The 20,637-nt window shown below is 38.6% G+C and carries 17 protein-coding genes and 1 riboswitch; of the genes, 13 read left to right on the plus strand and 4 right to left on the minus strand.

Annotated elements, in window-relative coordinates:
• Window positions 1–16: 16 nt before the first annotated feature.
• From AC0VYV_RS02105 to AC0VYV_RS02135, 7 genes are all read left to right on the plus strand, one after another.
• A complete protein-coding gene (locus AC0VYV_RS02105; protein WP_475374403.1) occupies window positions 17–1,402 on the plus strand; it encodes a hypothetical protein in 1,386 nt (461 codons plus the stop codon).
• A 207-nt stretch (window positions 1,403–1,609) separates the two neighbouring features.
• On the plus strand, window positions 1,610–2,371 hold the full coding sequence (locus AC0VYV_RS02110) for a threonine/serine exporter family protein (RefSeq protein WP_475366414.1): 762 nt from the start codon (window positions 1,610–1,612) through the stop codon (window positions 2,369–2,371).
• Between the two features lie 15 nt (window positions 2,372–2,386).
• On the plus strand, window positions 2,387–2,833 hold the full coding sequence (locus tag AC0VYV_RS02115) for a threonine/serine exporter family protein (RefSeq protein ID WP_194222355.1): 447 nt from the start codon (window positions 2,387–2,389) through the stop codon (window positions 2,831–2,833).
• A gap of 102 nt (window positions 2,834–2,935) precedes the next feature.
• The gene (locus AC0VYV_RS02120; protein WP_475374404.1) at window positions 2,936–3,355 is read left to right on the plus strand and encodes a DoxX family protein; all 420 of its coding nucleotides are present in this window, start codon (window positions 2,936–2,938) and stop codon (window positions 3,353–3,355) included.
• Window positions 3,356–3,376: 21 nt separating this feature from the next.
• Window positions 3,377–4,042, plus strand: a complete 666-nt coding sequence (locus AC0VYV_RS02125) for a DsbA family protein (RefSeq protein ID WP_475374405.1) — start codon at window positions 3,377–3,379, stop codon at window positions 4,040–4,042.
• A gap of 171 nt (window positions 4,043–4,213) precedes the next feature.
• Window positions 4,214–4,397: riboswitch (cobalamin riboswitch) on the plus strand.
• A gap of 114 nt (window positions 4,398–4,511) precedes the next feature.
• Window positions 4,512–5,006: an acyl-CoA thioesterase gene (locus tag AC0VYV_RS02130; protein ID WP_430241612.1), complete on the plus strand. Its 495-nt coding sequence runs from the start codon at window positions 4,512–4,514 to the stop codon at window positions 5,004–5,006.
• A gap of 284 nt (window positions 5,007–5,290) precedes the next feature.
• Entirely contained in the window at window positions 5,291–6,370 is a 1,080-nt protein-coding gene (locus tag AC0VYV_RS02135; RefSeq protein ID WP_475368332.1) for an AI-2E family transporter, read from the plus strand.
• Between the two features lie 76 nt (window positions 6,371–6,446).
• On the opposite strand, the gene AC0VYV_RS02140 is transcribed toward AC0VYV_RS02135, so the two are convergent.
• Complete coding sequence (locus AC0VYV_RS02140) at window positions 6,447–7,442, minus strand: LLM class flavin-dependent oxidoreductase (protein ID WP_475368333.1); 996 nt, start codon at window positions 7,440–7,442, stop codon at window positions 6,447–6,449.
• A 239-nt stretch (window positions 7,443–7,681) separates the two neighbouring features.
• On the opposite strand from AC0VYV_RS02140, the gene AC0VYV_RS02145 reads away from it, so the two are divergent.
• Window positions 7,682–9,010 carry a CoA-disulfide reductase gene (locus AC0VYV_RS02145; RefSeq protein WP_475373224.1) on the plus strand — a complete coding sequence of 443 codons (1,329 nt, stop codon included), beginning with the start codon at window positions 7,682–7,684 and terminating at the stop codon, window positions 9,008–9,010.
• A 41-nt stretch (window positions 9,011–9,051) separates the two neighbouring features.
• Entirely contained in the window at window positions 9,052–9,804 is a 753-nt protein-coding gene (locus AC0VYV_RS02150; protein WP_475368335.1) for a histidine phosphatase family protein, read from the plus strand.
• A gap of 29 nt (window positions 9,805–9,833) precedes the next feature.
• Here the strand turns inward: AC0VYV_RS02150 and AC0VYV_RS02155 are convergent, their stop codons facing one another.
• From AC0VYV_RS02155 to AC0VYV_RS02165, 3 genes are all read right to left on the minus strand, one after another.
• Window positions 9,834–11,147 (minus strand): alanine/glycine:cation symporter family protein, encoded by a 1,314-nt coding sequence (locus AC0VYV_RS02155; RefSeq protein ID WP_475367444.1) that lies wholly within the window; start codon window positions 11,145–11,147, stop codon window positions 9,834–9,836.
• 98 nt (window positions 11,148–11,245) lie between these two features.
• Window positions 11,246–12,436: an MFS transporter gene (locus tag AC0VYV_RS02160; RefSeq protein ID WP_430241604.1), complete on the minus strand. Its 1,191-nt coding sequence runs from the start codon at window positions 12,434–12,436 to the stop codon at window positions 11,246–11,248.
• Complete coding sequence (locus AC0VYV_RS02165; protein WP_475366421.1) at window positions 12,429–12,860, minus strand: MarR family winged helix-turn-helix transcriptional regulator; 432 nt, start codon at window positions 12,858–12,860, stop codon at window positions 12,429–12,431. The genes AC0VYV_RS02160 and AC0VYV_RS02165 overlap by 8 nt, the downstream gene beginning before the upstream one ends.
• A 327-nt stretch (window positions 12,861–13,187) precedes the next feature.
• Between AC0VYV_RS02165 and AC0VYV_RS02170 the strand changes: the two genes are divergently transcribed.
• From AC0VYV_RS02170 to AC0VYV_RS02185, 4 genes are read left to right on the plus strand one after another with little or no spacing between them, the layout of a single operon-like run.
• The gene (locus AC0VYV_RS02170; RefSeq protein ID WP_475368336.1) at window positions 13,188–14,786 is read left to right on the plus strand and encodes a GGDEF domain-containing response regulator; all 1,599 of its coding nucleotides are present in this window, start codon (window positions 13,188–13,190) and stop codon (window positions 14,784–14,786) included.
• Between the two features lie 25 nt (window positions 14,787–14,811).
• Entirely contained in the window at window positions 14,812–15,858 is a 1,047-nt protein-coding gene (locus tag AC0VYV_RS02175; protein ID WP_475374406.1) for a HEAT repeat domain-containing protein, read from the plus strand.
• Window positions 15,859–15,907: 49 nt separating this feature from the next.
• Complete coding sequence (locus AC0VYV_RS02180) at window positions 15,908–17,260, plus strand: glycosyltransferase family 2 protein (RefSeq protein WP_475367445.1); 1,353 nt, start codon at window positions 15,908–15,910, stop codon at window positions 17,258–17,260.
• Entirely contained in the window at window positions 17,261–20,545 is a 3,285-nt protein-coding gene (locus AC0VYV_RS02185; RefSeq protein WP_475374407.1) for a hypothetical protein, read from the plus strand.
• Window positions 20,546–20,637 lie beyond the last annotated feature (92 nt).

Genomic DNA, 20,637 nt, shown 5'->3' on the forward strand with positions numbered 1-20,637 from the left:
CCCGGGAGGGATTTTAATGATCGAGCAACCACAACGTGTTACTGTTATCTCGAATCAACGACAAGTCCAATTACGTGTTGAGCGACTCGTAATTCATCAAAGAATGAAGATTATAGAAGCTAAGAAGACAGATGGAAGTAACTTCTACCTTTTCTTTTATAAAGATGATTTCATTACTGGAAAAACGGCAGAAGTTAAAAATGGATCTCTTATTGAGAAAGCTTTCCAGAAAGGGATCGTACTCCAAGCACCTCACCCGCTTATTGATTACTTTCTAGCTGATCGAACACTTCATCTTAAATCTACAAAGCAAGTCTTTCAATCTGTACAGAAACGGTACACCCCTCAAGAAACATCCTTTATCTTTTCTTATTTTGATTCATTTCTCTCAACCGAAACCATTATTAAATTAATGCGAAAGCATTTTTATGACTACCGCAGAAATGGCCAATTACGGATGGCGTTTCAAATTTTAGCTGTGATGCTTTATTTCGATCCAACAAATAAATGGGCGATCGAACTATCGCGGAAATTAGAATATCAAAAAGTTAGAAGCTTCTATGAAGGAGATCATGATGGTCTTAAAGAAGTTGATCCGCTTTTTGCTGAAATTCAGGCTTATGATGACCTTCAAGCACATCAAGCCTACCTTGAATCAATCCTTCGTAAAGAAAAACGTGTTATTGAACGATCCGCTTTACGCCTTTACCTCTATCTCCAATCACCTGAAGAGGATGATCTGGACCCACTATCTCTCATCGATGTTACGCTCTCTGAATCTGAGCGAGCCCGTCTGCTATCATTGATGTATGCAGAAGCACCTCACCATAAAACTCTAAGAAACAATGCTTTTCAAGCTCTAATGTATTTAAATAAAACAAGTGAAGCCATTCAATTAATGACAGAACGAAAAGGTGAAATCACCCAAAGTGAATATGACCTTCTTCTAAGTGCATTTCAAGATGAGACTACAAATTTCAAAACCTTTGATTATCCTTCCCTTCAAAGCTGTTTGGAACGTAAAGAAAATCGTCCTTATCTAGATGGTTTACTTCAAGCACTTATCCCTAGGATGCTGCATGAATTTGGATTGGGATACGTCTATAGCTGGGTGAAGCCTTTATTCGAGAAAAACCAAGATCTCTCTATCCTATCAACGCTACAAATAATGGCGGATATTCAAGATGATCCAGATAAGCAATTTCAGCTGGGTAAGCTCTACCATAAACTTAAACAATATGATGAAGCAATTACCTGCTTCGATTGGGAGATGGAGCTGCATCCAACGGACCCAACCCCTGTTCAGTGGTTGACGAAGGTATATCGTGAGATGGGTAAAGTGGAGGAATCGAATACCTATATGTCGATTTATTCTAAAATGCAAAGAGTGTCTCAACAATAGCGCTGGCTTATGCCAGCGCTATTTTTTTAGGCAATATTAATGAGCCAAAAATCGGGAATCAACAGTATAAGCTAACATAGCCTTTTTGTTAAAGTGACATTCAAAATGATCGTCTTCTTTTTATATTACATTTGATAAACATAAGTAGGTTCATATAAACTAAGAAACAACGAACAATGAATACTTCACGGTTGTCAGGAGCGACGTATGGAAAATCAAACGAGTTATGCCTATGACATTATTCAAGTATGCCTTTTGGCTGGAAAGGTAATGCTGCAAAATGGCGGTGAAACTTACCGTGTAGAAGATACGATGACTAGAATTGCGGACGCTTATGGGGCAACGCATTCGAATAGTTACGTAACCCCTACTGGGATTATTTTCTCTTTAGAAGGTCCTGAACCTTCCAAAACACAGTTGATGCGCATTTCAGAGCGCACGACGGATTTAGATAAAGTAACGAAGGTAAATAGTATATCGAGGAGAATTAGCAGCGGTGGTCTTTCGATTAAGGAAGCTTATGAAGAGCTTGACCAATTGGATAAAATGACCGAGCGGTATACATTTCCTAAGCAGTTAGTTGCTGCTGCGATTGCAAGCGGTTGTTTTCTAATTATGTTTCAAGGGGAGTGGGGAGATTTTCTTCCGGCAGTTCTTGCAGGGGGAGGTGGCTTTTATAGTGTTTCACTATTTAACCGCCTTGTACCGATAAAATTCTTCTCAGAGTTCCTTGCTTCATTTGTCATAGGATTACTCGCTGTCCTTTTTGTGTCTACTGGAATCGGTGGGCAACTTGATAAAATTATTATTGGTTCAGTGATGCCACTTGTTCCTGGTCTATTAATCACGAATGCTGTAAGGGATTTAATGGCGGGGCATTTAATATCTGGCCTATCTAAAGGCGCAGAAGCCTTTCTTACCGCATTTGCGATTGGAGCAGGCATTGCCCTTGTTGTATCATTTTTATAGAAAGGGAGGACAATTATGACAATTATTGCTCAGGTTTTGACGAGCTTTGTGGCAAGTGCAGCGTTTGGATTATTATTTAACGCTCCTAAATCCTCCCTTATTAAAGGCGGGTTTGTTGGCATGTGTGGCTGGATGATTTATTACGGAATGGAGGCATCAGGTATTGATGCTGTCATCGCCACTGTAACAGCCTCATTTGTCATCGCTGTTATTAGTCAGGTTTTTGCAAAGGTGTATCGGACACCAGTCATTATATTTAGTGTAGCGGGGATTATTCCGCTTGTTCCAGGTGGTCTGGCTTACGATGCGATGAGGAATTTCGTTCAAAATGATTACAATAGTGCCATTAACCTTGCAGCCAGAGCATTTATGATATCGGGATCCATTGCAGTAGGGTTAGTATTTTCGGAAGTGATCAATCAAATCATTCGGCATTCCACACTCGCAAGGGGTCAGAAATAGGTCTTCATCCTTTTGCAATGTAGGCATTCATTATGATAACGTTTAGTTGGATAACTGTGTCGAACGGTGTCAAATAATGTTAGTATCTGGGGAGGATCAATAATGAAAACCTATCCCCATCTCGGGTTGTTAACAATTCGATTGGTCGTAGGTATGCTTTTTTTTGCTCATGGTTTTTTAAAGTTTTCTGAAGGGATCACGAATACAGTAGCTTTTTTTGAGACGATCGGTATTTCTGGTTTTCTTGCTTATGTTGTGGCTATAGTTGAGTTAACTGGAGGAGTTTTGATGATTTTCGGCTTAGGAACGCGAATTGTCAGCGTACTGTTTTCCATGATTTTATTAGGAGCTCTTCTCTTTGTAAAGCGATCAACTGGAATGCTGGGTGGTTATGAACTAGACATTGCTTTTCTAGCTATGTCAGTGTCTTTATTTCTAGGAGGCGGCGGACCATATAGTCTTTCAACATACCTTAAGAGAAAAGGTTGGTCGTTTAAGATCGATCAGGAGAAAGAAACATAGGATTAAAGAGGAAGTGACTGAATGGCTAAACCAAAAAAGAAGTTAAAACCGGGTGCCAAATGGTTATTATTATTTGCGGGACTCGTTATTCTATTTTTGTTTATTAACTTTCTGTTTCATCCATTTGCAAATACAAAAGGATTTAAATTAGAGTCTCAACCGCACTTGGGTGAGGAAACAGCGCCAGTTGAAATTGTGCAATTTGGTGAGTATAAATGCTCTTCATGTCAATCCTTTAATGAATCTTTGTTTCCAAAAATCCAAGAGGAATTAATTGCGACTGAGAAAGTAAAATTCTACTTTGTTAATTATCCATTCCTCCATAAAGATTCCACAAGGGCTGCTGAATTTGCTGAGGTTGTTTATCAAGAATTAGGTAATGATGTATTTTGGCAATTTCATCATGTTCTGTATGACAAACATAAAAAAGGGTCTGAGACGAAAGATGTTTTAACTGAATCTTTCTTAACGAAAACCCTTAGTGGTCTAGTTAGTGAAGAAGAAACGGACAGAGTAGTTAAAGCCTATAAGAGTGGTGCAGGTGAGAAACGAGTAGAAGCTGACCTTGCTTATGCAAATAAAAAGAATGTTTCAGAAACGCCTACCTTATTTGTAGATGGTAAGCGTTTTGACGGAACGAGTTTATCTGAATTAAAACAAATGGTTGAGGATTCAACCGACGAATAAATAAAGGCGCTGTGAAGGCGTCTTTTTTTTGTTGCATTCTAATTAATTGGTTCCTCAGCCGGCAAAAATCATTAAATAAACGTTTGTTTAAGGTATAAATAGTTAAACAAACGTTTGATTAACGAATGGTATTGACTTTTAGATCCCCGGCATGAAGAATAGAGATGTACAATTGAATAAAATGGAAAAGGTGTACTGATTTCAGTACTTAATAGGGAAATTGGTGAAAATCCAATGCGGTCCCGCCACTGTAAGAAGTAAGGACGGTGCGTTACCCCACTTATCAATGATAGGGAAGGGGCATTTGTTCAACGAAGCTTCAAGCCAGGAGACCTGCCTTTTCTGAAGCACTGGTTGACCTACGGACGATAGGGGGGTGTAACGGAGAAGACTGGGAAAAGTCTATTTGTTATGCATGCTCTTATGTAAAGAGTATGCATTTTTTATTGTTTAGAAAAGGAGAGATGATATGAAAAAGAATGTAAGCGAATCAAGAGTGTATAAGAGTAGCCGTATTTTTCCGCCTGACCTTAACAGTCATGGAACTTTATTTGGGGGGAAACTTCTTGCGGACATGGATATGCTAGCATCAATCGCGGCGACAAGGCATTCTCGTCTAGAATGCGTGACAGTGTCTATGGATACGGTGGAGTTTTTACATCCTATAACGGAAGAGGATTCGATTCATTATGAAGCTTTTGTCATATGGACGGGTAAAAGCTCAATGGAAGTTTTTGTGAAAGTAAACGCCGAACACCTTTTAACGGGTGCCAATCGTATAGCAGCGACGTGTTTTATTACGTTTGTAGCCCTTCTCGACGGTAGACCAATGAAAGTACCTGGAATTCAGCCGGAAACTGAAGGGGAAAAGCAGCTTAACGAACTAGCCCAAAAACGAGCTCAAACAAGATTGGATCGTAAAGAAACAAGCAAGAATCTAGGGGGAATCCTAACGTTGTTATAACCAGAAAAGAGGGCTGGAGTATTCCGGCTCTCTTTTGTTAGTCGTGAGACATTTTATCGTTATATTTTGGTTCATTCCTAAAAGATGGTTGTTTTGTATTTAAAACCACATTTAGCTGATTGGAGAGGGAATCACCCCTCACTCTTATAGAAACAATATTTACGAGAGAGGCTCCTTTTTAAATCCCCTGGAATCGGAAACTTTTTGTGGAAATCAAGTTAGTAAAAGAGTGTTGAGTGGTATAGGGATGAGAGTGAAATGAATAAAAACAAAGGAGACGGCCAATGTGGATTAGACATGATTTCTTCAAGTATATAACAGGTATTATTCTATTATTAATCTGTTTTTTCTTTTTGACAGAATTAGATTTATTGAAACCGGTGAAAACAATTATAGGTACATTGTTTTATCCAGTACTAATTGCTGGTTTTTTGTATTATGCAATCAAGCCTATTGTTAAGTTATTAAAAAAGATTCCATTTGTATCAGATATTGTCGCGATTTTAATTGTGTTTATAGGGATTGCGGGTATCCTCTATACTGGATTCACTTTTCTAGCAAACCCGATTCAGAGTCAGGTGTCAGAGTTTTCGAAGGAGTTGCCTGAGAAGCTGAAAGAATCAGCAAAAGAAGCTGAGAAAATGATGGAGAAAAATGATATGGGGATGCTTTCTGTAGAAAACCTCCAACAAAAAGCAACGAGCTATTTAGGTAATTTAACGCAAAGCCTCGGTGATCACATTATGCAGGTTGTGAGTGCATTAACAAGTGCTACGACAGTCCTTGTAATCGTACCTTTTGTCTTATTCTATTTTCTTAAAGATGATCATAAATTAAGCCCATTTCTCCTGAGATTTATTCCTAATAAACATCAGAGTGAAGGAGAACAGATCCTTCATAAGGTTGATAAAACTTTATCGGCCTATATTATTGGACAAATTATTGTAGCAATCGTAGACGGTGTCTTAATGTATGTTGGTTATTTAATCATTGGACTACCTTATGCATTAATATTAGGACTATTTGTGATGATCACAGCAGTGGTCCCATTTTTCGGACCAATTATTGGTGTGATACCTGCTCTGGTTGTCGCTTTAACACAAGAACCGATGTTAGCCTTGTATGTGATTATTATTACGATAGTTGTTCAACAGTTAGAAGGAAACCTGGTAGCGCCTGTTGTCTTAGGTAAAAGGTTAAACATACACCCTTTAACCATCATTTTACTACTAATTGTAGCAGCGGCTTTATATGGGTTCATTGGGATGCTGATTGCTATTCCACTTTACTCCGTCATTAAGGTCATCGTTAAGAATTTCTATGAATTTTATCGAATACGGCATCGATCCGAATTAACTGAATAACGGTAAAAGCCCCTACTTCATTGAGAAGTAGGGGCTTTTATTTGAGTAACACCTAAAAACATGTTGAGTAATCGCCTTATAAATAAATATGTGCAAGACGCTCATATGATTTTCTTCGCTCATCAAAATCATGTATGTTTGTGAGAACCATGAATTCTTCAGTTTGATAGTGTTCGGCTAATTCGTCGATTTTCTTCTTTACTGTTTCTCTAGATCCGATTATCATTCGTTTTCGATTATTTTTTATTCGTTCTTCTTCCGTTACTGTATAACGGTGCTGTTTAGCTTCGTCAATGGATGGCACTCGACTATCAAGACCTTTTTCTACTCGCAGAAGCCAGAGATCCTGACTTAAAGCAAGTTCTTCCGCCTCTTCGTCAGTTTCTCCACATACGACGAATAGGGCAATAATAGCTGAAGGAGAAGGACTATAATAAGTAGGTTGGAACAGTTGATAGTAAGTTTGGAGGGCGTTTTTACCTCGATCAGGTTTAATAAAATGCCCAAAGACATAGCCAATGCCCAATTCTGCTGCTTTTTTAGCACTATTCTCACCCATACCTAATAGCCAAAGAGAAGGGGGTGAGTCGGTTTGAGGAGCTGCTTTTATGCCGGCAAACTCGTGTCCTCTCGGCATAGAGTCAGTCAAGTAGTGGGAGAGCTCTTCTAATTGACGTGGGAATTCATTCAAGCTTTTATTAATGCCATCTGTTAAAGCTAATCGTGTTTTTGCTGTACCACCGGGTGAACGGCCGACTCCAAGGTCAACACGTCCTGGATGAAGAGCTTCTAGTTGTCGGAAATTCTCTGCCACTTTGAATGGACTATATTGTGGAAGCAGGACACCACCAGAGCCTACCTTGATATTAGAGGTTGAGGCTGCGATGTGAGACATCATAATCTCTGGAGAGGTGCTGGCAAGCCCTTTTGTACTATGGTGTTCTGCAAACCAGTATCGGTAGTATCCAAGAGCTTCTGCAGTACGTGCGAGTTCACGCGTATGCTCAAGTGTTTTATAGGCATCACTCCCTGAAGGTATAGGGACTTGATCAAGAATGCTTAATGTAACCATGGTCAGACTCCTTCCGCTTTATTAAGTAGTATTAACCTTCTATCATTATCGTAACGCGATAGGAAGGTATGTGATAGTAAGACGACTTTGTGTTTAAAATTTATTGTGAAACATTGAACAAACTTATTGCAATTAATACAAAAGGAACATATAATTACAATATAGAAATTGTGAAACACATCACATGATTGCGTCCTTTTATGTGAAATAATTCACAATTATACAAGGAGGAATTATTGATGAAAGTAGCAGTTGTTGGATGTACACATGCCGGAACGGCCGCAGTTACGAATATAGCAACACGTTATCCTGAAGCAGATATTACGGTTTATGAGCGTAATGATAATGTCTCTTTCTTATCTTGCGGAATTGCTCTTTATGTTGGAGGAGTTGTAAAAGATCCAAAAGGTTTATTCTATTCATCTCCTGAGAAGTTAGAAGAGATGGGTGTCACAATGAAAATGAAGCATGAAGTATTAGATATTGATTCTATAAACAATCGTATTAGCGTTAAGAATTTGAATACAAAAGAAGTGTTTGAGGATGATTACGATAAGCTTGTGATGGCGACAGGATCATGGCCGATTATTCCGCCTATTGAAGGAATTCAACTTAATAATATCCTTTTATCAAAAAACTATACCCAAGCTAATACAATTATCGAACGAGCAAAGGAAGCTAAACGCGTTACCGTTATTGGGGCAGGCTATATTGGAGTTGAGTTAGTAGAGGCTTTTCAGAAATATGGAAAAGAAGTAACCTTAATTGATGGAGAAGACCGTATCTTAAGTAAGTATCTTGATCCAGAGTTTACAGATATAATTGAAGAGGACTTCAAGACTCGTGGCATTCGTCTTGCGCTTAACGAAACAGTGACTCGTTTTGAAGGAGAGGAACACGTCTCTAAAGTTGTGACAACCCGTGGAGAATATGAAGCAGATCTCGTTATTCTTTCTGTAGGCTTTCGTCCGAACACAGATCTTCTTAAAGGGCAGATAGAGATGATGCCAAACGGGGCCATTATTGTAGATGAATATATGAGAACAAGTAAGGAAAATATTTTTGCTGCTGGCGATAGCTGTGCTATACAATACAATCCTACTGGTGAAAATGCGTATATTCCTTTAGCTACAAATGCTGTTCGAATGGGTACCCTCGTTGGACAGAACATTATGAAACCAACGATCAGATATATGGGCACTCAGGGGACATCTGGTTTACACCTTTTTGATCACAGTATGGCTTCTACTGGTTTAACCGAGAGGGCAGCTATTAGTGTGGGTAAGAATGTGAAAACAATCACAATAAAAGAAAACAATCGTCCAGAGTTTATGCCAGATTATGAAGTGATCACACTGAAGGTGGTTTATGAAGTGGATACGAGGAGAATTCTTGGAGCTCAAGTAATCTCTAAAGCAGACGTAACGCAATCAATTAATACACTCTCTGTTTGTATTCAAAACAAAATGACTATAGATGAATTAGGATACATCGATTTCTTTTTCCAACCACATTTTAATAAACCGTGGAACTTTCTAAATCAGGCTGGTTTACAGGCCGCTTTATAGATGATTATCCGCTGGCATATAGCTAGCGGATTTCTTGTGTAATGAGAAATAGAAACATTTTCTTCCACTTGCATCCTCTCGATACGATAGCCATAATGAAGGTTAGAATTTGTGTAGGAGAGAGTGAGCAAGTAGTGACCAATAAGAGTATAAATAAAGCAACGAAACAAAGTCATACGCGTATTTATCTTGTACGACATGGTGAAAGTGAATGGAATGCAGCAGGAGATCTTTATTGTGGACGAACAGATATTGGACTTTCTACGGAGGGAGCCACTCAAGCGAAGAATGCAGGCGACTTTCTAAGTTCGGTTTCGTTTGATCGAGCTTATGCTTCTCCATTAATACGTGCACGTCATACAGCTGAACTCATTTTAGGAGAACGAGATTTGCCGATTCAAATAGATGAACGGATCTATGAAGGTGATTTTGGAGAGTGGGAAGGTCGATCGAAAGCGGAGTTTATTAAAGAAGATCCTGACTCATGGGATAATTGGATGGCTAACCCATGGGAAACAAGAGCGGGGCGAACGGGTGAAACGGCTCGTGAAATGTATGAAAGAGCGTCATCTTTTTTTAAGGAAATAAGTGAAAAGCATTCCGGTGAAACGGTGCTCGTTGTTGCGCACAACAACACGATTCGTTTCTTTCTAGCAGGGGTACTTGGGATGCCTTTTGCCAACTATCGTCGCATCTTTCAAGATAATACAGGAATAAATATCCTTGATGTGGCTGGCGATGAAATCGTGATCCGCAGTCTGAATATCAACTCTCATCTAAGTGCAGATAGATAGAAAAAAGCGATGCAGCTGCATCGCTTTTTTTATTGAGAAAGCTCTTTATATGATTTTTTTACGACGCTACTTAAAGCGATCAGGGCAATGACGTTGGGCAACACCATGAATGCATTAAATGTATCGGCAAGCTGCCATACGAACGGCACATTTAAAACAGTTCCTAGGACGATGAAAACAAGAACAGCACCACGATAGTAAGGGACGCTTTTTTGTCCAAATAAATAATTTACATTTGTTTCGCCAAAGTAAGCCCAGCCTAAAATTGTTGTGAAACTAAAGAACAAAAGACTAAATGCAATAAAGTAAACACCAAAGCCCCCTAGGCCACTAGTGAAACTAGCTTGCGTTAATTCAATTCCAGTAAGGTTAGAACTTGCCCCGTCCGTTACAAGAATCACGAGTGCTGTAACGGTACAAATAATCACGGTATCGATGAGAACACCGACCATAGCTACAAATCCTTGCTGTGCAGGGTGTTTCACTTCTGCCACTGCGTGGGCATGAGGTGTTGACCCCATACCTGCTTCATTTGAGAATAGCCCTCTTGCAACCCCGTACCGAATCGCTTCTTTTATCGAGGCACCAAGCACTCCGCCTCCAGCTGATTCTGGAGTGAATGCCGATTCAACGATAAGTGATAGTGCTGGAAGTACTTGATCGAAATGTATGACAAGAATGATAAGAGCTCCGATAATGTAGAGTAACGCCATAATCGGAACGACATTGCCTGCAAATCGAGCAATTCGATTGATACCACCGAATAGTATTAAACTAATTAAAATCGCTACACCTATGCCGATCGCAATTGGTGGAATTTGAAATGCGGTTTGAAAAGCCTCGGCTATTGAATTAGATTGCACCATATTCCCAACAAAACCAAGCGCACAAATGATCGCAATCGCAAAGAAGGCGGCTAATTTTTTACTACCTAGACCGTCGCGAATATAGTAAGCGGGTCCACCTTTTACGACCCCATTTTCTTTTACGCGAAATTTCTGAGCTAGTACAGCTTCAGCAAAGATCGTCGCCATACCAAGAAAGGAAGAGATCCACATCCAAAAAATAGCTCCTGGTCCCCCAGCTGCAATAGCAGTGGCTACTCCGGCTAAATTCCCAGTCCCTACTTGAGCCGCAATGGCTGTTGAGAGGGCCTGGTAAGACGAAATACCTTTTTGTTTCTTTTTTGAAAACAGGGGCCCAAATGTTTGGCGAAATCCTTCTTTTAAGCCTGTAAACTGGATAAAACCAAGACGTATCGTGAAAAACAACCCAGTTCCAAGGAGGAGGGAAATCATTATGGGTCCCCAAAGAACCGCGTTAATTGCTTCTATTACTTGCACTGTTGTCAACTCGCTCTCATGAAAAAATAAGATTCTCCCATAATAGCTTACTTTTTCACTATACTTCAACCCATTAAATCGCTATGGTATACATTTCCTTAATAATTAGTTTGTGATCGAAGTTGTTTTCTCGAACTTTTTTGTTTCTGAATCCATTGATAGAAGAACAGAATACCAATCACAAAGAGCCCTAGAATCATGTAGAGATTAGCATAACCGAGAGAAGTCACAATGATGCCGAGTACGAATGACCCCGTTGCGATTCCAGTATCGAAAAAGGTGAAAAAAGTTGCCGTTGCATGCGCGCTTCTTGATTCGGGAGCTGCTTGGATAGCAAGTGTTTGGAAGCTTGGTACAATCGAACCGTATCCTAACCCGATCAATGCCCCTGCAAGAAGTAACATCCATGCTTGTGTTGTAAAACTAAGAGTTACGAGACCAAGAGCAAACAAAACAAATGCAGGAAGAATGACAGTATTAGGTCCTCTTAAATCAAACATCCTGCCAGTGAATGGTCGTGAGACAAGCATAGCTACAGCGAATACTGCGAAAAAGAATCCCGCAGCTTCAAGAAGACCGATTGATTTCGCGTATAGAGAGATAAATGAAATGACGCTTGCATAAGAGAAAGCAACAAAGAGTCCAACGATTGCAATTGGGAATGATTTTATTTCGAAAAGATCATCAAATGATAATTTTTTCTTAGGTATAGGTTCGGTATTTTCTATGGCTTTTACGCCTAGTGTGCAAAGAACCCCTATCACCATTATGGTACTTAATACAAGGAAAATTGTTATATATGAAACATATTGAAGAAGCGTTAGGGCGAGGAAGGGACCAGTAACAACTGCAAGGTTCATAGACATTGCGAAATAACCCAAACCTTCTCCACGTCGTTCTCTTGGAATTGTGTCTGCAGCAATTGCTCCGGCTGCCGTGGTAACAATACTAAACCATACACCGTGAAAGAATCGTAGTAAGAGTAAAGCATAATAGTTGTCTACTAATGGATAGATAAAAGAAGCCGCAGCAAATAGAGAAGCACTCGTTACGAGCATTTTCTTTTTGCCAAACCGATCAATCAATTTTCCAGAGAAAGGGCGAACAATAATAGCAGATAGTAAGAAAATCGTAATAATAAGACCTGCTTGAGATTCGCTTCCGCCAAGTTCCTCTGTAACGTATATAGGGAGTAAGGTTAGAAGTGCATAGAAAACAATGAAGATAAATAGATTACTAGTTGAGATATTTAAAAAGCTTTTTGTCCAAATCGGTTGTTTATTAGACATGTGTTTTCTCTCCTTTCTGTTGCCCTATTTTGTTTAGAAGATGATAAAAGTGAATCTGCTCTTCAGTTGATAGGTGTTGAAGGAGGGATTCTTCCATCTCTTTAATAGAATCTTTTATGGTAGGCAAAAGCCCTTCTGCCTCATGAGTAAGACTAACAATGCGTTCACGCTTATCGGAACCTTCCATTCGATTAATCCAGTTATTTTGTTCCATTCGAACAAGAGTACGAGTGGTAGTTGGCGCTTCAACATTTAAGTATTTCCAGATATCTGTCTGTTTCATAGGACCGAATTGATCAAGACAATAGAGAATCGTCCATTGTGAACTATACAAGTTATACTCTTTCAATAGCTCGTTTACTTCTTTTGTGATGTGTCGCACTTGTTGATTTAACGAATGAAAAATATCGCTTGTTGAAATCATGTTAATCTCCTTTTGTTTACCTGGGTAAATAATTCGCATAGATACTAGTGTACCTAAGGAAGTAAACTTTGTAAACAAATGTCGTTTGCAATGAGATAAGACTCTATTAAATTTATTAACATAACCTCGCTGTTAGTTAATGGAAGATTCACTTTGATATATACGATGATAAAAAAAGGTGTAGAAAGGTATGAATCGAAAGATAGAAGTTTATAAAATGTGGAAAAAATACACAATCTTTGTTGTGGAACATCTAAAACTAAATTATGATGAGAGTATTTAGTAATTCGACAAAATTCACTCTTATTTGAAAGAGGAGGCTTTACATTGGAGAAATATAAAAAGAAGTTTGTTTCTAATATGAAAGAGAAATATGACGAGATGATAGCAGCAAATGAGAGTATAACAGAGATGGAATTATATAAGTTTTTACATACGTTTAAAGGTACTGCTGGGACAGTTGGATATAAAGTATCCGCTGATAAAGCGGAAGAGTTGCTGATGAAGATGGATTTAGAAAGCGAAAGAACCCTAACAAATGAAGAAACAACTCAATTATTAAATAGTCTGATGGAGGAAATTCTCGAAGCGGCTGTTGAGAACAAAGGTAAGGATGAAGAAGCAAATGTTCAGAAGATGATTATGCTTATCAACCAAAATCCGATGACGTTAATTGAGCGGAAAGCTCAGCTTGAGAAGGAAGGATACATCGTCTTTGCAGCGATGGACCTTAAAAAGGCGCAAACGGCCTTATACGATATGCACCCTGACTGTATTATTGTAGATTATCTTTTAATCAAAACAGACAAATCAGGAATTGCCAAAGAAGTTAGAGAAAAAGCAGAGCTACAGTTTACTCCGTTAATTATGACAGATACAGAAAATTCGATATCTAATCGTATCGACGGTTATCGATTTGGAGCAGATGACTTTTTTGATGTAGATATAACCTTAGAGGAATATTTATTAAGGGTTAATGGGAAAATTTCCAAAAGAAAAAACATTGTTCATTCTGTATTAACAGACGAATTGACGGGTGCCTACAATCGGAAATTTCTTGATAGCCAACTGAATTATATGCGCTATGACCTTGTCCGAAATGGGGAAAAAGCTTCATTAGCCATTTTTGATATAGACCATTTTAAATCTATTAACGACCGTTTCGGTCACTTAATTGGGGATCAGGTGCTAAGAAAATTATCACAATTTATTATGGATGAAAAAAGACGTACTGATACATTGATTCGATACGGTGGTGAAGAATTTGTCTTGATTTTACCTGATACAACATCTATTCAGGCTGATAAATTTCTTCAACGTTTATTAAGTGGATTTCGTTCAAAAGTATTTCGGGTTAAAGAAGAAAGATTCTCTGTTACATTCTCTGGCGGGATCGTTGACATTGATGGTTCTTCTTCCAACAAAAAGCTATTAAATCAAGCGGATGAAGCGCTGTATCGAGCAAAGGCAAACGGGCGAAATCAAATGGTTATTTATGAAAGTGATTTAACTAATACAAAGCCTATTAAGACGATTCGAATTGCTGTTGTTGATGATGACGAAATTATCAGAACATTACTCACTTCTCAACTTCAACAGCTTCAACCAGAAGGAAATTATGAAATTGAAGTGAAAAGCTATCGTGAAGGAGAAAGTTTCTTTGAAGATAGCTGGCACAAAGCCGGTTCTTCTTGTCTTGTTCTACTTGATGGCATTATGCCAAGAATGGATGGGATTGAGGTATTGCGCAAGTTACGTAAGGAGAGTAGTCAAAACCAATACACTGTTATGATGCTGACGGGTCGTAAAGCAGAAAAAGATATAGTTAAAGCTTTAGAGCTTGGTGCCGATGATTATATTACAAAGCCATTTAGCATGGGCGAATTAGAAGCTAGAATTAGAAGGTTAATTCAAAAAATGCTATAAGAGAAAGATTGAGGCGAATGTAGATATGAGTGCAGTTTTTATTATTTTTCAAGTGTTTGTAATTCTTTTTATTGCTTTAACGGCCCTATTCCTCTTCCTTGTAGGTCAGAAAGTTCGATCTAACCGGTTCGAACAGAAGAAAGCAGATTGGAAAGTTTACTACTTAGAGCACATGAGCCCGTATATGCAAGGCTACGGAGAACTCCAGTTACCGAAAGAACCTTATATGATTGAAGCTTTTGAGGATGTTCTGACCCGCTACTATTCTCTAATGAAAGGGGATAACGATACCTCACGCAGCATTGAAGAACTTGCTGAGACAACCCTTGAAGATTATTACAAGAAAAGATTACTTCATAACCGATGGAGTATACGAATGAATACCCTCCATCGGATTGAGAAGTTTCGTATGATCACGCTAGTTGAGCAATGTGTCAGTCTTTATAAAGAAAAACGCACGAGTGAACTGGAGTCTATTCAGGTATTACGCATACTTGCGAATCTACAGGATGAGCGCATCTATACGATTCTATTAAATGAGGAAAAAGAATATCCTACCTTTTATTATTTGGACTTGTTTGGAAGATTAGATGAAGATCTATTAGACCGCTTTATTGGAACAATAGAAGAGTTTCCCCAATGGATTCAGTTGTCGCTTATTGAAGCCATGGGGGATAGTGCAGAATACAAGTATTTGCCCACAATTGAATCTTTCATAGACTCTAAAGACACAGAATTTCGAATACGTGCTCTTAAATCTCTTGTTAAGTACGGGTATATTACAAATGCGAACAAAATCAAACCCTCTTTGCACGCGTCAAGCTGGCAAGAGAGAATGATGGCTGCTAGATTGGTCAAGCCATTAAAGGATAGTCGCTTCTTAGATGATCTGTTAATCCTTCTTACTGATGAAAACTGGTGGGTTAGAACTACTGCTGCCGAGTCTATTATTGTGCAGCAGAACGGCGGGGCAATCTTAGAAGATGTTGCCGCTACTCATGTCGATCGGTTTGCGCGTGATGCAGCGAAGGAATGGCTGCTTAGAAAGGGGAGAAACAGTGTCTATCGCTAGTATTTTTTCAACATTACTTCTTATATTTACAATTTTTGTGGCAATCTATATGGTTGGAATTATCATTTTCTATTTCATCCTTTTTCTTATTTCTTCTGTTCAACTTCGCAAAGAATATAAGCTCGATCAATTTGAGCCATATGAGGAGTTAGCTCAATCCTCCTTTACGAGACCTGTATCTATTCTTGTTCCTGCATACAACGAGGAAGCTGGAATTGTGCCAAGCGTTCGTTCACTCCTTAGTATCAATTATCCTGAGTACGAAGTAGTAGTGATTAATGATGGGTCTAAAGATAAAACATTAGAATCTGTTATTGAATCATTTGAAATGGTAAAGGTTGAGAAAGTGATTCGCAAACAGATTAAGTCTAGTGAAATTATTTCTGTCTATCAATCTACTATTTATGAGAACTTATACGCAATTGACAAAGTGAATGGCGGAAAAGCAGATGCTCTCAATGCAGGAATAAACGTTGCTCATTATCCATACTTCTGCTCTCTGGATGGCGATTCTATTATCGAACGAGATGCTTTTGCTAAAGTAATGAAACCGATTATTGATTCTAAAGAAGAAATTGTAGCAGTAGGAGGGAGCGTAAGAATAGCTAACGGTTGTACAATTGAACGTGGAGAAGTCATGAAGGTTGCCCTTTCTAAAAGTCCTCTCGTTGTCATGCAGGTTATTGAGTACTTCCGAGCGTTCCTTATGGGGAGAATTGGCCTTTCAAAACATAATCTCTTATTAATTATCTCTGGAGCGTTTGGCGTCTTCCATCGCGAGAGTGTTGTTAAGGTAAACGGCTATCGAACGGACACCGTTGGAGAAGATATGGACCTAGTAGTCAGGCTTCATAAATTAATCAAAGAAGAAAAATCAGGGAAGAGAATTGTTTATGTTCCTGATCCTGTTTGCTGGACTGAAGCACCGGAATCTACGAAGATTTTAAGGAGACAAAGGAGTAGATGGCATAGAGGTCTTTTTGAGAGCCTTTGGCATAACAAGAAAATGCTAGGAAACCCTAAGTACGGTCTTGTTGGTACTGTTTCAATGCCATACTTCTTAATTGTCGAATTTCTAGGGCCTGTCATTGAATTACTTGGGTATATTATTATGGTTATTTCACCATTTGTTGGTGGTATTTATACTTCCTTTGCTGTGCTTCTGTTCTTGCTCGCAGTCATCTATGGTTCTCTCTTATCGATGAGTGCAGTGCTACTAGAAGAATGGAGCTTAAGACGATATACAAGAGTACAAGATTTAGTACGGTTGTATTTCTATTCTCTTTCTGAAGCGTTCTGGTTTCGGCCATTGACCGTGTTTTGGAGAGTCGAAGGTATTATTCAGCTGATTCGTGGAAACACAAGCTGGGGTGAAATGAGCAGAAAAGGGGTTTCAAAATAAGTGCGTAGTATAAAGCGAACAACAATTATTAGTTTTGTAGTGGGGTTACTAGCTTTAGGACTTATTCTAATGTTTCCTGTTCTTTATTGGTATATGGAGGATGAGACTAGGAAAGATGTATTTATTATTGATAAAACTATCCCTGATGAAACCTATCGTGAACACAAAGGTCTAACATGGGTTATGAATCACGAGAAGTGGGTGAAAGGGGATGGGACTCCTTACTCAGAAGTAGAGGATTATACAGGATTCCGACCAGAAGATGAAGAAGACTATACGATTGATTCCTTCCCCGAAACACTTGTAGGACAGGACTTAATTTATCTTGCTGATTCATATGGAGTATACGAAGAAGAATGGTTTGGGAAGGCGTCTGAGGGTGATCGGTCAGATATAATCTACGGAGGAATGAAGCAAGAAGAAGTTAGTTTGATATCTGAAGCTGTACAGCAGGGATCTACATTTGTTGCGGAGTTTAATGCATTTGGTAGCCCGACTGATGATAAGGCGAGAGAGGGTCTATATTCTATTCTGAATCTGGAGTGGTCCGGGTGGATCGGTCGTTATTTCGATGACCTATCAGCAGATGGTGAAGTTCCAGGATGGGCTATTAGTAACTATGAAAAACAGAATGAAGAAGAATGGGATTTTTCGGATCAAGGATTAATTTTTGTGAATGAAGATGATTCGATCATTGTTATTGAAAAAGATGAGGTTGGAAATGATACCGTACAATTCTCATTCAATGACCAAGGTAAGAAATGGTTTGAAGATTCCTTAGTAAAGGACTCTATGTCTTATCATTACTGGTTTGATATTGTGGAGCCAATCAACGAAGAAGAGGTTCTTGCAAATTATACATTAGATGTTACTCAAGAAGCAGAAGATTTGTTGGTGGAAACTGGAATTCCGCTTTCTTTTCCCGCTGTTATGAAGCATAACCAATCTTACTATTTTGCAGGAGATTTCGCAGATCGCGATACAGATTCGAATTTCTATCAGTATAAATGGCTTCCTTCTATTAATCGTTTATTGTTGAGTGGAGATGATGAAAGTCTCGAATCGTTTTATTGGAAAATATACACCCCTATGATGGAGACTGTGCTTGAAAACTTAAAAAATATTGAAACAAAACAGGAAGCTAAAAGTTTAGATATTCAATCAATCGAAGGTATCCAGGTGGCAGGTAAAGTTGGAAAAGACAAAATTCAGGTGTTTCAAGATGGTGAATGGGCCGATCTCATTATTAAAGGTGTAAATATGGGTATTGCAAAACCAGGTTATTTTCCTGGTGAGGCAGCTATTACGAAATCAGAGTATAAAAGATGGTTTAATCAAATTGCTGAGATGAATGCAAATGCAGTTCGTGTCTACACAATTCACCCACCAGCTTTCTACGAAGCCTTGTTAGAACATAACCAAGAAGCTGACACACCGTTATACATATTCCATGGTGTATGGGTAGAAGAAGAACCGCTTATTGAAACTCAAGATGCATATGCTAATGAGAACGTTCAACTGCTTAAGAAAGCAATGGAGGATACGGTCGACCTAATACATGGTAATGCAACGATTAAGGAGAAAGTTGGTCATGCAAACGGGCGTTACACAGCTGATGTTTCACCATATGTACTTGGATGGGTTCTCGGTATCGAATGGGATCCGAAAGTTGTTGTTTCAACGAACGAGAAGAATAATGATATGGAGCAATATGATGGAGACTATCTTAATACAAAAGAAGCGAGCCCTTTTGAGATATGGATAGCGAAGATGATGGATGACACGATTGGATATGAAATGGAGAAGTACAATTGGCAAAGGCCAGTTAGCTTTACAAACTGGGTGACAACCGACTTACTTGAGCATCCAGCAGAACCATCGGAAGAAGAAGATTTAGTTTCAGTGGATCCGAATGTGATTGATTTGAAGGATAATTATTATGCGGGTCAATTTGCTTCTTATCATATTTATCCTTACTATCCGGATTTTTTGAACTATGAAGAGGAGTATGTGAATTATATTGACCAGAACGGTGAGAAAAACAACTATGCCGGTTATTTAAATGCACTTAGAAAAGTTCACACTATGCCAGTTCTTGTAGCCGAATTTGGTGTTCCAGCCTCCCGAGGTATGACTCATCGGAACGTATATGGAATGAATCAGGGCGGAAATTCCGAAGAAGAGCAAGGACTAACGGATGCGAAGCTATTTGAAAACATTGTTTCTGAAGACTATGCAGGAGGATTAGTGTTTTCTTGGCAAGATGAGTGGTTTAAACGAACGTGGAATACGATGGATTACGATAACTCGGATCGTCGTCCTTTTTGGTCAAATGACCAGACAAATGAACAACAGTTTGGGTTATTAAGTTTTGATCCAGGTGAGAAGCAAAAGATTAAAGTTGATGGAAAAGTGAAGGATTGGAATGAGGCGGGGATTAAGCCTTTATTTGAATCAAATAATAAAGATCAGAACTTACAAAACTTCTACATGACAAGTGATGAGAAATATATCTACTTCCGACTAGATTATCAAGAGATGTCCGAAGAACAATTGAAAAAGGATAAAACATTATTATTATTTGATACGAACAGTGGTCAGGGGAGTAAACAGGTTGAAGATGACCCTGAAATAAACGCATCGTCTGGAATTGATTTTATACTTAACCTTGCCGGGAAAGATCAATCAAGACTTAGCGTTCATAGCTACTATGACTCGTTTTACTACCAGTATGGTGAGGATCTTGGTTTAATCGAGAAAAAGAATTATGCGAGCAAAAAGGATAATGATGTTTTTCACCCTATTCGACTAGCCCTGAATAAACAATTAACAATTCCAAGCACAAAACAAATACTTCCATTTGAAGATTATGAAACGGGTCGTCTGACCTATGGAAATGCTAATCCAGACAGTGAAAACTTTAATTCACTTTCAGATTTTATCGTAAAAAACAATTCTATTGAAATTCGATTACCATGGGCTTTATTTAATATTAAAGATCCAAGTGATAAGGAAATGATGGGCGATATGTGGAATGGCGGACTTACTAGCTCGAAGAAAACAGATGGTTTTAAAGTAGGAGTGGTGATGTATGAGGGGGATTCAAAAGGTTCGGATTTGTCGATCTCATCTATTACTGAATCAATGCCATCTATAGATAACGGGAACCTGTCAGTTAATCAATTCTACAAATTCACATGGGACAAATGGAATGAACCTGACTATCATGAAAGATTAAAACAATCGTACTATATTATGCAAGATGAGTTTAGCCGATATAAGTAGTAGAGGGAATTTCCCTCTACTCTCTTTAATATGAAGGTATTATTAAAGGGTGTTCGTGATTTAATCTTATTAATCAATATTACAAGAAATGG

This window comes from Anaerobacillus sp. QJM3NY_17, assembly GCF_056173665.1.

Excerpts from the sequence above, each read along its gene's own strand:
- AC0VYV_RS02105 (WP_475374403.1), top strand. The coding sequence starts at position 17 with ATGATCGAGCAACCACAACGTGTTACTGTTATCTCGAATCAACGACAA.
- AC0VYV_RS02110 (WP_475366414.1), top strand. The coding sequence starts at position 1,610 with ATGGAAAATCAAACGAGTTATGCCTATGACATTATTCAAGTATGCCTT.
- AC0VYV_RS02115 (WP_194222355.1), top strand. The coding sequence starts at position 2,387 with ATGACAATTATTGCTCAGGTTTTGACGAGCTTTGTGGCAAGTGCAGCG.
- AC0VYV_RS02120 (WP_475374404.1), top strand. The coding sequence starts at position 2,936 with ATGAAAACCTATCCCCATCTCGGGTTGTTAACAATTCGATTGGTCGTA.
- AC0VYV_RS02125 (WP_475374405.1), top strand. The coding sequence starts at position 3,377 with ATGGCTAAACCAAAAAAGAAGTTAAAACCGGGTGCCAAATGGTTATTA.
- AC0VYV_RS02130 (WP_430241612.1), top strand. The coding sequence starts at position 4,512 with ATGAAAAAGAATGTAAGCGAATCAAGAGTGTATAAGAGTAGCCGTATT.
- AC0VYV_RS02135 (WP_475368332.1), top strand. The coding sequence starts at position 5,291 with ATGTGGATTAGACATGATTTCTTCAAGTATATAACAGGTATTATTCTA.
- AC0VYV_RS02140 (WP_475368333.1), bottom strand. The coding sequence starts at position 7,442 with ATGGTTACATTAAGCATTCTTGATCAAGTCCCTATACCTTCAGGGAGT.
- AC0VYV_RS02145 (WP_475373224.1), top strand. The coding sequence starts at position 7,682 with ATGAAAGTAGCAGTTGTTGGATGTACACATGCCGGAACGGCCGCAGTT.
- AC0VYV_RS02150 (WP_475368335.1), top strand. The coding sequence starts at position 9,052 with ATGAGAAATAGAAACATTTTCTTCCACTTGCATCCTCTCGATACGATA.
- AC0VYV_RS02160 (WP_430241604.1), bottom strand. The coding sequence starts at position 12,436 with ATGTCTAATAAACAACCGATTTGGACAAAAAGCTTTTTAAATATCTCA.
- AC0VYV_RS02165 (WP_475366421.1), bottom strand. The coding sequence starts at position 12,860 with ATGATTTCAACAAGCGATATTTTTCATTCGTTAAATCAACAAGTGCGA.
- AC0VYV_RS02175 (WP_475374406.1), top strand. The coding sequence starts at position 14,812 with ATGAGTGCAGTTTTTATTATTTTTCAAGTGTTTGTAATTCTTTTTATT.
- AC0VYV_RS02180 (WP_475367445.1), top strand. The coding sequence starts at position 15,908 with ATGGTTGGAATTATCATTTTCTATTTCATCCTTTTTCTTATTTCTTCT.